This is a genomic window from Streptomyces sp. NPDC059166 (assembly GCF_042755185.1).
Lineage (GTDB): Bacteria > Actinomycetota > Actinomycetes > Streptomycetales > Streptomycetaceae > Streptomyces.
Genome location: NZ_JBHZCI010000019.1, coordinates 60,738 through 73,136, shown reverse-complemented (window position 1 = coordinate 73,136; position 12,399 = coordinate 60,738). Strand labels below are relative to the sequence as shown.

Below are 12,399 nucleotides of genomic sequence, written 5' to 3'. Positions count from 1 at the left end.
GGTTAGCGGTTAGCCTGACGCGAGCATTCACCTTCGGGATGGGGGACGGTCGTTACGCATGGCCAGGGAATTTCAGCGCGGCCACAAGGCCAAGGTAAGTGATCTCACGTCAGGGACGGATCTGTACGTAGGTGTGCAGATCGCGGGCCCCGGCCTGACGTTCGACATCAGCTGCTTCGGTCTCGATGCCAACGAGCAGCTCTCCGACGACCGGTATTTCGTCTTCTTCAATCAGCCGAAATCCCCGGAGGAGTCCATTCAGCTCCTCGGCGCCCAGGCCGGTGACACCGAGTCCTTCCGCGTCACGCTCGACCGCGTTCCGGCGAACATCCACAAACTGTCCTTCACCGCGACCCTCGACGGACCCGGGCAGATGTCCCAGGTCGGCCCCGGTTACATCCGTATCGTCGCGGGGGGCGAGGAAGTCGTCAGGTACGCCTTCACCGGATCCGAGTTCACCACCGAGCGTGCGGTCATGCTCGGGGACTTCTACCTCAAGGACGTCTGGCGTTTCGCCGCGATCGGCCAGGGGTTCGACGGCGGCCTCGACGCGCTGCTGAAGAACTTCGGTGGAGAGGTCGCGGAGGAGGAGCCCCCGGCCGCGCCCGCATCCGGTGCCGCGCCCGGCTTCGCACCCCCTGCGCAGGCCTCCGCTCCCCCTGCCTTCGGCGCTCCGCAGGCCCCTCAGCCCGCTCCCGCCTTCGGCGCTCCGGCCGCTCCGCAGGGCCCGCCGCCGCAACAGCAGCCGATGCACGCCGCTCCTACGATCGCGGCACCCATGGCGCCGCCCGCGCCGTCCCCCTACGGTCAGCCCGCCCAGCAGCCCCAGTTCGGGCAGGTCCCCGGCCAGGGTGCTCCGCCGGCGCCCCCGCAGTTCGGCCAGCAGCCTCCCCAGTCCCCGCAGTTCGGGCAGCAGCAGGGTGTGCCGCACGGGGTTCCGCAGGGCGTTCCGGCAAGCGGCGCGGGACTGCAGGCCGCCCTGCAGCCGTACAAGGAGGCCGCCACCGGTCAGCGCTGGACCTCGCAGAACCAGCAACTCATGCGGGTCGACCTCACCATGGGCGGTACGCCGGTGCTGGCCCGGCAGGGCAGCATGGTGATGTACCAGGGCAAGGTCGACTTCGGTTACAAGGGTGCCGGTTTCGCCGGACGCATGGTCGGCAACGCCACGGGCCAGGAGATGCAGCTGATGCGCTGCACCGGACGGGGACAGGTCTTCCTCGCCGAGGAGGGCGCGCACCTGCACCCCATCGAACTGCAGGGCGACGGGCTCTGCGTCTCCGCGGAGAGCGTCCTCGCCTTCGACGAGTCGCTGACGTACGAGGTCCGCAGGATCGAAGGCCACGGCATCCCTGGCGGCGCCCTGTTCACCATGCAGTTCCAGGGCTCCGGCACCGTCGTCGTCAAGACCCACGGTGTGCCGGTGGTCCTGCCCGTCACGCCGACCACCTTCGCCGACGCCAACGCGGTGGTGGCCTGGTCGTCCGCGTCCCAGGTGATCCTCTCCAGCCAGGTCCGACTGCGCCGCAACGCGTACCCCGGGCACAGCGGTGAGACCGTGAACCTCCAGTTCCGGGGAGCACCCGGCAACTTCATCGTCGTCCAGCCCTACGAGGTCTGAGGGAGCCCGTCATGAACCAGCAACTCGCGGGCTTCGCCCCGACCCCCGTCACGGCCCGCATGGAGAACCACGGCCGCGCGATGCTCAAGGTCGCCATGGCCACCGGCCAGGACCTGTACGCCCGCACCGGCTCGATGGTGGCCTACGAGGGCTTCATCCAGTACGAGCCCAACCCGCCCGCCGTCCGCCAGATCGCCTCCCAGTGGATCACCGGCGAGGGCGCGCCCCTGATGAAGTGCGCCGGCGACGGACTGCTCTACCTAGCCGACTACGGCGCCGACGTCGTCGTCATCAACCTCGACAACGACGCCCTCTCCGTCAACGGAACCAACCTGCTCGCCTTCGACGGCCACCTCACCTGGGGTGTGGAGCGGGTCAAGGGAATGGCCAAGTTCGCCGGTCAGGGCCTGTGGAACGTCGGTATCCAGGGCACCGGCTGGGTAGCGATCACCTCGCGCGGAACCCCGATCGTCGTCGACTGCGGCAGGGGTGAGGACGAGACGTACGTCGACCCCGACGCCCTTGTCGCGTGGTCCCCGAACCTCAAGGTGAAGGGCAAGCGCAGTTTCAAGGCCGGCTCGCTCATCGGGCGGGGCAGCGGTGAGGCCTACCAGATGGCCTTCTCCGGCCAGGGCATCGTGGTCGTGCAGCCGAGCGAGGACAGTACCGACCGCCTGCGGGTCCGGAACTGAGGGGGGAGAACACATCATGCAGAGTCCGCTTTTCAGCCACACGGAGCAGCAGTCGCAGGACCGCTACACGGTCCAGAACCCGCAGCTCCTGCGGGTCGCGCTGGCCGGTCACGACGACGTCCTCGCCCGCAAGGGCGCCATGGTCGCCTACCAGGGGCTGATGGAGTTCGACGGTGAGTACCAGTCGCACAGCCAGCGGAGCGCCCGCCGGAACACCGGCGAGGGCCTCGACCTGATGCGCTGCTCGGGGCAGGGCACGGTCTACCTGGCCAACCTCGCCCAGTACATCCACGTGATCGACGTCGACCACGAGGGCCTGACGGTCGACAGCGCCTACGTCCTCGCTCTCGACTCCTCGCTGCACACCGAGGTCATCGCGGTGGACAGCCAGTACGGGATCTCCGGGACCGGCAAGTACCAGCTGAACATCTCGGGCAACGGCAAGGTCGCGCTGATGACCTCCGGACAGCCGCTGATGATGCAGGTGACCCCTGACAAGTACGTCAACGCGGACGCCGACGCCATCGTCGCCTGGTCGAGCGGGCTGCGGGTCCAGATGCAGGCCCAGACGCACTCCTCCGGTGTCTTCCGGCGCCGGGGCAACACGGGTGAGGGCTGGGAACTGAGCTTCCTGGGCCAGGGTTTCGCGCTCGTCCAGCCGAGCGAGGTGCTTCCTCCGCAGCACGCGCAGATCGAGCAGGGCGCCGCGGCCCAGTTCGGTATGGGTCAGCACGGTGCGCGCGGACAGAACCAGAACAACGCCTGGAACTGATCCGCCCGCACCCGTGGTGATCCGGGACTCCGGGTCCCGGGGAGCTCCTCCGAGCTCCCCGGGACCGGCCCCAGGACGTGTCCCGACGGGACCGGCCGTCAGCGGGTGTCCTCCACCCGGGCACGGGTGCTCTCCAGCAACCGCACCACCGAGGTGTCCGCCACCCCGGCCACCTCGTCGTAGCTGAACCAGCGCAGGTCGAGTGACTCGTCGCTCATCCGCTCCACCGCCCCGGCCGCCACCGTGACGCCGTACTGCACATCGAGGTGCTCGTGGCAGGGCGCCGGGATGGGATGGCGGTCCAGCCGCACAGGACCCCCGGGCAGCAGGGTGAGCCCGTGGATCCCCGACTCCTCCCTGGCCTCGCGCAGCGCCGCCGCCGCCAGGCTGGTGTCCTGCGGCTCGCAGTGCCCGCCCATCTGCAGCCACATCCGCAGCTTCTTGTGCAGGGTGAGCAGGACCCGCCCGCGCAGCGGGTCGATCACCAGCGCGCTGGCGGTCAGATGCCCGGCTCCGCACGCCTTCCACATGCCGTCGGGGTGCTCCGCCAGATGATCGAGGTAGGCGTCGCGCAGACGTGTCTGGGGCTCGTCGGCGGCGTCGTAGCTCTTGAGAACCGTGATCGCGTCGTGGTGCAGGCTCACCGGCCGCTGTCGTCCTTACCGTCGTCTTCCGAGCCGTCCGAACCACCCGAGCCGTCCGAAGGGCCGTCCGCGGCCCCGTCGGAAGGACCGCCTGAGGGCCCCTCGGCCTCTTCCCCTCCGCCGGCTCCGCCAGGGGCGCCCCCGGCCGGCTTGTGCGTGCCCTTGGCCGCCTCGCCGAGCATCTTGTCCAGCTCGGAGAAGTCCAGCTGCTCGTGGTGGACGAATCCGTCCGGGTCGTCCAGGTCCTGGGCGGTCGGCAGCATGTCAGGGTGCTCCCAGAGGCCGTCGCGCCCGTCGACGCCCCGGGCGTCGGTGAGCGAGGCCCACAGACGGGAGGCGTCCCTCAGCCGGCGCGGACGCAGCTGGAGGCCGATGAGCGTGGCGAAGGTCTGCTCGGCGGGACCGCCCGAGGCGCGGCGCCTGCGCATCGTCTCGCGCAGTGCGTCCGCCGAGGTCAGCCGCGACTTCGCGGCCTCGTGCACCACGGCGTCCACCCAGCCCTCGACGAGCGCGAGCGCGGTCTCCAGACGGGCCAGCGACGCCTTCTGCTCAGGAGTGTCCTCCGGCTGGAACATCCCCTGCTGGAGCGCGTCCTGCAGCTGCTCGGGCTGCGAGGGGTCGAACTGGCCGACGACGTCCTCGAGCTTGCTGGTGTCGACCTTGATGCCCCGCGCGTAGGCCTCGACCGCGCCGAACAGGTGCGAGCGCAGCCACGGCACGTGCGCGAAGAGACGCTGGTGCGCGGCCTCGCGCAGCGCCAGATACAGCCGCACCTCGTCCTGCGGCACGCTCAGGTCCTTGCCGAACCGCTCCACGTTCAGAGGGAGGAGCGCCGCCTTGCCGGCCGGTGCCAGCGGGAGGCCGATGTCGGTCGAGCCGACCACCTCGCCCGCCAGCACGCCCACGGCCTGCCCGATCTGCTGGCCGAACATCGCACCGCCCATCGACCGCATCATGCCGATCAGCGGGCCCGCCATGGCCTGCATCTCCTCCGGCAGGACATCGCCCATGGCGAGGCCGACGCGCTCGGCCACCGGGTCCACCAGCTGCTGCCACGCGGGCAGGGACGCCTCGACCCACTCCGCACGGCTCCACGCCACCGTGGACACGGACCCCGAGGGCAGCGACGTCACACCGTCGAGCCACAGGTCGGCGAGACGCAGCGCCTCATCGACCGACGCGCGCTCCGCGGGGCCGACGCTCGCGTCCTTGCTGCCGTCCGAGGTGCCCTGGGACACCGTCTGGCGGGCGATCTGCTTGGCCATGTCCCAGTTGACCGGGCCGCCCTCGTAGCTCAGCATCTGGCCGAGCTGCTGGAAGGCGGCGCCGAGGTCGTTCGGGTTCATCGAGCCGAACATCGCGGCGAACGGGTTGTCCCCGCCCATGCCGGGCCCGAAGCCGAACGGGTTCGCCGGCCCGCCCGAGCCCTGCCCACCACCGGTGGGGTCCTTCTTCTTGCCTTCGTCGCCGTCTTCCGGCTCCTCCGGCGGAAGGCCGAATCCGAATGGGGTGTCACTCACGGGTTTCCTCGGCTCGTAGGGCCGCCGGCTCGAACCGACGGCGACTGCCCGACATCACCATCCAGCGTAGACACCGAACACCGCTCGGGCCCTCAGTGCTCCGCCGGCTCCCGGCCTGCGGCAGGATGGACGCCACCTGGTACGCACGCCTCATAGGGGTACGTACTGAAGACAACCGCTGGAGACGCCCGGTGAGTTCCCCAGATCCGCAGGTTCGCGCAGCGCGAAACCTGGCCACCCCCTCGTCCGAGAGCAAGCCCACGAAAAATTCCTCCGGCCGCCGCGGCCCCGTCGTCGCGGTGACGGGGGCCGCGACCGGAGTCGGTGAACTGCTCACCGCTCGCCTCGCCGCTTCCGACGAGATCAAGCAGGTCATCGCCATCGACGAGCGCCGGGGGGAGACCTCCGACGCGACGTGGCACATCCTGGACGTACGGGACCCGGCCATCGCCGAGAAGCTGCGCGGAGCCGACGTGGTCGTCCACCTGGCCCTCGACCTGGACCTCGAGACCGACCCGGCCGCCCGTACCGCGTACAACGTCCGCGGTACCCAGACGGTGCTCACCGCGGCCGCGGCCGCGGGCGTCCACCGGGTCGTGCTGTGCACCTCGGCGATGGTCTACGGGGCCCTGCCCGACAACGACCTCCCGCTCTCCGAGGACGCCGAGCTGCGGGCCACCGCGGAGGCGACGGGCGTCGGGGACCTGCTGGAGATCGAACGGCTGGGCAGGCGCGCGCCGCGCGCGCATCCCGGACTCAACGTCACCGTGGTGCGCCCCACGGTCCTGGTGGGCGGCACGGACACCGCGCTCACCAGGTACTTCGAGTCGCCCCGGCTCCTGGTGGTCGCGGGCTCGCGTCCGGCATGGCAGTTCTGCCACGTCGACGACCTGGTCAGCGCTCTGGAGTACGCGGCCCTCGAGAGGATCGAAGGGGAGTTCGCGGTGGGCTGCGACGGCTGGCTCGAGCAGGAGGAGGTGGAGGAGATCTCCGGAGTGCGCCGCATGGAACTGCCGTCCGCCGTCGCCCTCGGCGCCGCCGCACGGCTGCACCGGATCGGCCTCACACCCTCGCCCGCCGGCGACCTCGCCTACACCATGCATCCCTGGGTCGTCAGTGTCAGCCGGCTCCATGACGCGGGATGGCGGCCCCGGTGGACCAACGAGGAGGTCCTGTCCGCGCTCCTGGAGGAGGTGGAGGGCCGCCACACGGTCGCGGGGCGCAGGCTGGGCCGCAAGGACGCCACGGCGGCGGGCGCCGCTGGTGCGACCGTCGCGCTGCTCGGTACCGCCGCCCTCGTACGCAGGGCCCGCAGGGCACGCCGTCGCTTCTGAGGGTTTCCCGCCGGGCCGAGGCGGCCCTCCCAGGCCGGGCTCCTGGTAGGACACTCCAAGCGGGCCGCGCCGCCCCCGGTCGAAAGCGCTATTCCGCGATGTCGGTGGCGTGCGGCACGATTGCCTCATGGCACGCACCCACGACCACCCCGGCGAGCAGGCGGCCCAGGACCCGATCCGGCTCCTGGACATCCGTGAGACCCCGCTCTCCGTCGACGAGATCTTCAGCGCGGTCGGCGACGACGCGGCGGGAGGCACGGCGCTGTTCGTCGGCACGGTGCGCAACCACGACGGCGGGCAGGACGTCGGAGCCCTCGGATACTCCTGCCACCCCACGGCGGGCGAGGAGCTCCGCAAGGTCGCCGAGAAGGTGGTCGCGGAGTACCCGGTGCGGGCGCTGGCCGCGGTCCACCGCGTGGGTGAACTCTCCGTCGGTGATCTGGCCGTGGTCGTCGCCGTCTCGTGCGCCCATCGGGGTGAGGCCTTCGACGCCTGCCGCAAGCTCATCGACGACCTGAAACACCAGGTGCCGATCTGGAAGCACCAGCGCTTCTCCGACGGCACGGAGGAATGGGTCGGCGCCTGCTGATCGCAAACCGCCCCGCGGCGCATCAGCCCCGATTTGCGTAACCGCACCCCTGCCGTGAGCGTTGGTCCTGCAGGTGGTTAATCTTCTGATCGTCGGTTGCGGTCGCTCATGGGGCAGGGAGGTCGTGATGGCAGCACTCGCGTGGTTGCTGATTCCGCTTATAGCCGCTCTCGGCGCGGCGATATGGGGCGGGTGGGCAGCCCGGAACCGTACGACCGGAGACGTCACCGAACTCGCCGGCTACGCCAGGTTCCGTGAGGCGATGGAGAAGTCGCACTCCGGTTCCGAGGCGGTCTGAGCCCCGGCGACCGTACGGTCGCGCATCACCTTTGCACAGAGCGGGCACCCGCGGGTGCGAGCGATGGCGGTACGAGGCCCCCGTCGCGCCCCCTCATCCGGCCCCGCACCCCGGACGGACCGGCCCCGACGGTGCACTGACAGGCCGTTCCCGTACTGTCGTTCCATGCCACGCCGCACCGCGACGATGCTCGCCTCGACCCTCATCCTGATCGCGCTGCTCTGCGCCGGCGTGCTGATCCGCGTGCCGTACTCGGAGATGTCCCCCGGGCCGACCGTGAACACCCTGGGCGAGGCCCGGGGCGAGCCGGTCCTGCACATCAGCGGGCGCAAGACGTATCCGACGACCGGCAACCTCAACATGACGACGGTCCGCGTCACCGGCGCCGACTACGACATGAACATCGTCGAGGCCGTCTACGGCTGGCTGGCACACGACAGCGTGGTCGTCCCCCACGACACCCTCTACCCGGACGGGAAGACGGAGGAGGAGTCGACGCAGGAGAACGCCGAGGAGTTCAGCCAGTCCCAGGAGAGCGCCAAGGTCGCCGCCCTGGAGGAGCTGAAGATCCCCGTCACCTCCCGTGTCGTGGTCTCCACCGTCGTCAAGGACAGCCCCGCGGAGGGCGAACTGCACGCGGGCGACGTGATCGAAGCGGTCGACGGTACGGCCGTCGGGAAGCCGGAGGACGTCGCCAAGCTGGTCACCAGGCACGAGCCCGGTGAGAAGGTCGTCTTCACCGTCGTACCGGCGAAGACCGCGGCCGCCGCGGAGAAGGCGGGCAAGGAGCCCAAGGGCTCCCAGGACATCACCCTCACCACGAAGAAGGCCCCCGCCGACCCGGCGGACCCGGGCGGGAACCGCGCGATCGTGGGGATCCAGGCAGGGACGGACCACACGTTCCCGTTCGAGATCGACATCAAGCTCGCCGACGTGGGCGGCCCGAGCGCGGGGCTGATGTTCTCGCTGGGCATCATCGACAAGCTGACCCCCGGCAACCTGACGGGCGGCAAGTTCGTCGCCGGCACCGGCACCATCGACGACGAAGGCAAGGTCGGACCCATCGGCGGGATCAACATGAAGCTGGTCGGCGCCCGCGACGCCGGCGCGCGGTACTTCATGACCCCCGACGAGAACTGCGCCGCGGCGGCGGCCGACACCCCGAGCGGACTCACCCTGGTCAGGGTGAAGACCCTCGACGACGCGAAGAAGTCCCTGGAGCGGATCCGCACGGGGGACACGGCCGGACTGCCGAGCTGCTCGGCAGGCTGAGCGCGCCCCCCGCCGGGGCCTCAGGACTCGAAGGTGGCTGCGAGCGCCTCGGCCAGCCCGGGGACCAGGCCCGCACCGGTCAGGACCTCGGTGGGGGAGTCCTTCTCGCGCAGTCGTACGGCGGATTCGCGTGCGCCGTCGCGCAGCACCGCCACGGTCATCCGGACCTCCTGGCGGTCCGGGTGCTCCGACACCCACTTCGTCAGCTGGGCGTCGGTCAGGCCCTCGGGCACGGAGCCCTCCGCGGACGGCGGCAGCATCATCCGCTCCACGGTCATCGCGCAGCCGGTGACGGCGTCGGGCCAGGCGATCGTGGCGAGGAACTCGTCCAGCGCGGTGCCGGCCGGGAGTTCCTCCTGCTCCACGGGGGTGAGGGTCGTGGTCGGGGACGAGGCTTCGTCGATACCGAGCTGGGCCGCGAGGCCCGGCTCCTGGGCACGCAGAGCGGCGGTGTCGACCAGGGCGAACAACCGGGCCGGCTGGTCCCAGCCCAGACCTGCGGCGTAGGCGTCGATCTCGAGAACGGCGACGGTGAGGGGACTCGCGGCCATCGGGGGGCCTGAGGGGGAGACGTTGGACATGGAGAACATCCTGCCTCCTTGTGCCCCGGGAACGGGAACTAGGTAAAGCCTCAGTAAGTTGCATAGGTGGGCTCTACGATCGCTGGGCCTGCTCAACACGACGCGAACTTCGAGGTGCGCACCTTGGCTTTCCAGATGCCGGACCGCGGCGGAGGCCCGACCGGGCCACGGATCAGAGTCGGCCGCCCGTCCCGGCGCGTCCGTACCCTGCTCATGACATTGGGCGTCCTGGCGGTGCTCGCCATGGCCTTCGTCATGTTCGCCGGGTTCTGGACGGACTGGCTCTGGTACAGGTCGGTCGCCTTCACGTCCGTCTTCACCACCACCCTGTGGACCAAGATCGGGCTGTTCCTCGTCTTCGGACTGCTGATGGCCCTCGCCATCGGCGTGAACATCTGGCTCGCGCACCGGCTCAGGCCGCCGCTCAGCGCGATGTCGCTGGAGCAGCAGAACCTGGACCGCTACCGGATGAGCGTCGCCCCCTACAAGAAGTGGGTGCTGCTCGCCGTCACCGCGCTGGTCGGGCTGATCGCCGGAGCCTCCGCATCGGGCCAGTGGCGCACGTGGCTCATGTACGTCAACGGAGTCTCCTTCGGCCAGAAGGACCCCCAGTTCAAGCTGGATGTCTCCTTCTACGCCTTCGACCTCCCGTGGTACCGCTTCCTGCTCGGATTCGGCTTCGCCGCCGTGGTCCTGTCGCTCATCGCCGCGGCGGTGACGCACTACCTCTACGGCGGGCTGCGGGTCACCAGCCCCGGCGCCCGGGCGACGGGCGCGGCCACCGGCCACCTCTCGGTCCTCCTCGGCGTCTTCGTCGCACTCAAGGCCGTGGCGTACTGGCTCGACCGGTACGGCCTGGCCGTGAAGTCCAGCGACTTCAAGGCCACCGACAACTGGACGGGCCTTCGGTACGTCGACGCCAACGCCTACCTGCCCGCGAAGACGATCCTGTTCTGCATCGCCGTGATCTGCGCGGTGCTCTTCTTCGCGACGCTCTGGCGGCGCACCTGGCAGCTGCCGGTGATCGGCTTCGGCCTGATGGTGCTCTCGGCGATCCTGATCGGCGGCCTCTACCCGGCGATCGTGCAGAAGTTCCAGGTCCAGCCCAACGAGCAGGCCAAGGAAGCACCGTTCATCCAGAAGAACATCGACGCGACGCGTGATGCCTACGACATCGACGACGCGAAGGTGGAGGACTACTCGGGCAAGGCCGACACCTCGGACGGCGCCAAGCTGCGCGCCGCCGCCGACCAGGCCGCCAGCTACCGGGTGATGGACCCGAACGTCGTCTCCCCGGCCTTCCAGCAGCTCCAGCAGAGAAGGAACTACTACCAGTTCCCCAAGACTCTGGACGTCGACCGCTACAAGGGCGAGGACGGCAAGGAGCAGGACACCGTCATCGGTCTGCGGGAGCTCAACCTCGCCGGGCTCCCCAAGCGGAACTGGATCAACGACCACTTCACGTACACCCACGGCTACGGCGCCATCGCCGCGCGCGGCACCACGACGGGCACCAACCCTTCGGGCTCCCCGGACTTCACGGAGTCAGGCCTGCCGACCACCGGCGAGTTCGGTTCGTACGAGCAGCGGATCTACTACGGGGAGAAGACCGGACAGTACTCCATCGTCGGCGGGCCCCAGAAGGAGCTCGACTACGAGGAGGACGGCGAGAAGACGACCAGCTACAAGGGCAAGAGCGGGGTCAGTCTCTCCAACGCCTTCAACCGCGCCGCCTACGCGGTGTCCCTGAGCGAGCCGCAGATACTCTATTCCGGAGCCATCGGCGACGGCTCGCGCATCCTCTACAACCGCACGCCCAAGGAGCGCGTCGAGGCGGTCGCCCCGTGGCTGACCATCGACGGTGACGCGTACCCGGCCGTGGTCGGCAAGCGCATCAAGTGGGTCGTCGACGCCTACACCACGACCAACGGGTACCCGTACGCGTCACGCACGACGCTCGGTGACACCACGGCGGACTCGCTGACCACCAACCAGCGTGCGGTCGTCGCCCAGCAGAACCAGGTCAACTACATCCGCAACTCGGTGAAGGCCACGGTCGACGCCTACGACGGAACCGTGAAGCTCTACGAGTGGGACACCGAGGACCCGGTGCTCAAGACGTGGCGCAAGGCATTCCCGGGCACCGTCAAGGACCGCTCCGACATCCCGAAGGAGCTGATGGAGCACCTGCGTTACCCGCAGGACCTCTTCAAGGTCCAGCGGGAGCTGCTCACGCGCTACCACGTCACGAACCCGGCGCAGTTCTACAGCGGCAGTGATGCCTGGCAGGTGCCGGACGACCCCACCAACAAGGAACCCGGGGCCGTTCCGCCGTACTACCTGAGCATGAAAATGCCCGGGCAGGACACCCAGAAGTTCTCGCTGACCACGACGTTCACACCGAGAGGGCGGCCCAACCTCGGTGCCTTCATGGCGGTGGACGCGGACGCGGCCGGCAAGGACTACGGCACGATAAGACTGCTGAGAGTCACCGCCAACGTGAAGGGCCCCGGCCAGGTCCAGAGTGAGCTCAACGGCAACGACGACGTCGCCGAGTTCGTGAGGAACCTCAAGGGCACCGACTCGGACATCGAGTACGGCAATCTGCTGACCGTGCCCCTGGACGGCGGTTTCCTCTACATCGAACCGGTCTACACGCGCGGTGGCACGCAGAACTATCCGCTGCTGCGCAAGGTGGCTGCTTCGTACGGGTCGGAGATCGTCTTCGAGAACAGCCTCGGGGAGGCGCTCAACGCGGTCTTCGGGGTCGACTCGGACACGACGGAACCGACGGAACCGACGGAGCCACCGGGTGACACCACGGAGCCGCCGCCCACCGGAGAGGCCGCCCTCAAGAAGGCCATCGCGGACGCCCAGAAGGCGTACACGGCCGGCGAGGCGGCTCTGAAGGAGCAGGACTGGTCCGCCTACGGCAAGGCCCAGGCCGACCTCCAGGACGCCCTCGAGCGGGCCGCCGCCGCCCAGCCCAAGGCGGGCGGCGGCGGCGCGGATGCCGCCGACCAGGGCGAGGACCAGGGCAGCTGAGAGGAGCCCACCCCGCGTCGTGGTACGGTTT

The 12,399-nt window shown here is 69.7% G+C and carries 11 protein-coding genes; 8 read left to right on the top strand and 3 right to left on the bottom strand.

Features of this window, described 5'->3' with window-relative positions:
- Positions 1 to 58: 58 nt before the first annotated feature.
- The 3 genes from ACFXOA_RS16640 to ACFXOA_RS16630 are packed head-to-tail and all read left to right on the top strand — an operon-like array spanning position 59 to position 3,085.
- Entirely contained in the window at positions 59 to 1,621 is a 1,563-nt protein-coding gene (locus ACFXOA_RS16640) for a TerD family protein (RefSeq protein ID WP_385028056.1), read from the top strand.
- A gap of 11 nt (positions 1,622 to 1,632) precedes the next feature.
- Positions 1,633 to 2,313, top strand: a complete 681-nt coding sequence (locus tag ACFXOA_RS16635; RefSeq protein WP_385028053.1) for an AIM24 family protein — start codon at positions 1,633 to 1,635, stop codon at positions 2,311 to 2,313.
- Between the two features lie 16 nt (positions 2,314 to 2,329).
- A complete protein-coding gene (locus ACFXOA_RS16630; RefSeq protein ID WP_385028050.1) occupies positions 2,330 to 3,085 on the top strand; it encodes an AIM24 family protein in 756 nt (251 codons plus the stop codon).
- Between the two features lie 98 nt (positions 3,086 to 3,183).
- On the opposite strand, the gene ACFXOA_RS16625 is transcribed toward ACFXOA_RS16630, so the two are convergent.
- Complete coding sequence (locus ACFXOA_RS16625; RefSeq protein WP_385028047.1) at positions 3,184 to 3,729, bottom strand: NUDIX hydrolase; 546 nt, start codon at positions 3,727 to 3,729, stop codon at positions 3,184 to 3,186.
- Entirely contained in the window at positions 3,726 to 5,249 is a 1,524-nt protein-coding gene (locus ACFXOA_RS16620; RefSeq protein WP_385028044.1) for a zinc-dependent metalloprotease, read from the bottom strand. The genes ACFXOA_RS16625 and ACFXOA_RS16620 overlap by 4 nt, the downstream gene beginning before the upstream one ends.
- Positions 5,250 to 5,440: 191 nt before the next feature.
- On the opposite strand from ACFXOA_RS16620, the gene ACFXOA_RS16615 reads away from it, so the two are divergent.
- The 4 genes from ACFXOA_RS16615 (at position 5,441) to ACFXOA_RS16600 (ending at position 8,742) form a co-directional block, all read left to right on the top strand.
- Complete coding sequence (locus ACFXOA_RS16615) at positions 5,441 to 6,583, top strand: SDR family oxidoreductase (protein WP_385028041.1); 1,143 nt, start codon at positions 5,441 to 5,443, stop codon at positions 6,581 to 6,583.
- 127 nt (positions 6,584 to 6,710) lie between these two features.
- Positions 6,711 to 7,172 carry a molybdenum cofactor biosynthesis protein MoaE gene (locus ACFXOA_RS16610; RefSeq protein WP_385028038.1) on the top strand — a complete coding sequence of 154 codons (462 nt, stop codon included), beginning with the start codon at positions 6,711 to 6,713 and terminating at the stop codon, positions 7,170 to 7,172.
- A gap of 127 nt (positions 7,173 to 7,299) precedes the next feature.
- A complete protein-coding gene (locus tag ACFXOA_RS16605; protein ID WP_014048224.1) occupies positions 7,300 to 7,470 on the top strand; it encodes a hypothetical protein in 171 nt (56 codons plus the stop codon).
- A 165-nt stretch (positions 7,471 to 7,635) separates the two neighbouring features.
- The gene (locus ACFXOA_RS16600) at positions 7,636 to 8,742 is read left to right on the top strand and encodes a PDZ domain-containing protein (protein ID WP_385028035.1); all 1,107 of its coding nucleotides are present in this window, start codon (positions 7,636 to 7,638) and stop codon (positions 8,740 to 8,742) included.
- Positions 8,743 to 8,762: 20 nt separating this feature from the next.
- Here ACFXOA_RS16600 and ACFXOA_RS16595 read toward each other — a convergent pair whose 3' ends face one another.
- Positions 8,763 to 9,332 carry a PPA1309 family protein gene (locus ACFXOA_RS16595; RefSeq protein ID WP_385028032.1) on the bottom strand — a complete coding sequence of 190 codons (570 nt, stop codon included), beginning with the start codon at positions 9,330 to 9,332 and terminating at the stop codon, positions 8,763 to 8,765.
- 126 nt (positions 9,333 to 9,458) lie between these two features.
- Here ACFXOA_RS16595 and ACFXOA_RS16590 point away from each other — a divergent pair, with 126 nt between their 5' ends.
- Positions 9,459 to 12,368 carry a UPF0182 family protein gene (locus tag ACFXOA_RS16590; RefSeq protein ID WP_385028208.1) on the top strand — a complete coding sequence of 970 codons (2,910 nt, stop codon included), beginning with the start codon at positions 9,459 to 9,461 and terminating at the stop codon, positions 12,366 to 12,368.
- Positions 12,369 to 12,399 lie beyond the last annotated feature (31 nt).

Coding starts and splice junctions, on each gene's coding strand:
- ACFXOA_RS16640 (WP_385028056.1), top strand. CDS start 59: ATGGCCAGGGAATTTCAGCGCGGCCACAAGGCCAAGGTAAGTGATCTC.
- ACFXOA_RS16635 (WP_385028053.1), top strand. CDS start 1,633: ATGAACCAGCAACTCGCGGGCTTCGCCCCGACCCCCGTCACGGCCCGC.
- ACFXOA_RS16630 (WP_385028050.1), top strand. CDS start 2,330: ATGCAGAGTCCGCTTTTCAGCCACACGGAGCAGCAGTCGCAGGACCGC.
- ACFXOA_RS16610 (WP_385028038.1), top strand. CDS start 6,711: ATGGCACGCACCCACGACCACCCCGGCGAGCAGGCGGCCCAGGACCCG.
- ACFXOA_RS16605 (WP_014048224.1), top strand. CDS start 7,300: ATGGCAGCACTCGCGTGGTTGCTGATTCCGCTTATAGCCGCTCTCGGC.
- ACFXOA_RS16600 (WP_385028035.1), top strand. CDS start 7,636: ATGCCACGCCGCACCGCGACGATGCTCGCCTCGACCCTCATCCTGATC.
- ACFXOA_RS16595 (WP_385028032.1), bottom strand. CDS start 9,332: ATGTTCTCCATGTCCAACGTCTCCCCCTCAGGCCCCCCGATGGCCGCG.
- ACFXOA_RS16590 (WP_385028208.1), top strand. CDS start 9,459: ATGCCGGACCGCGGCGGAGGCCCGACCGGGCCACGGATCAGAGTCGGC.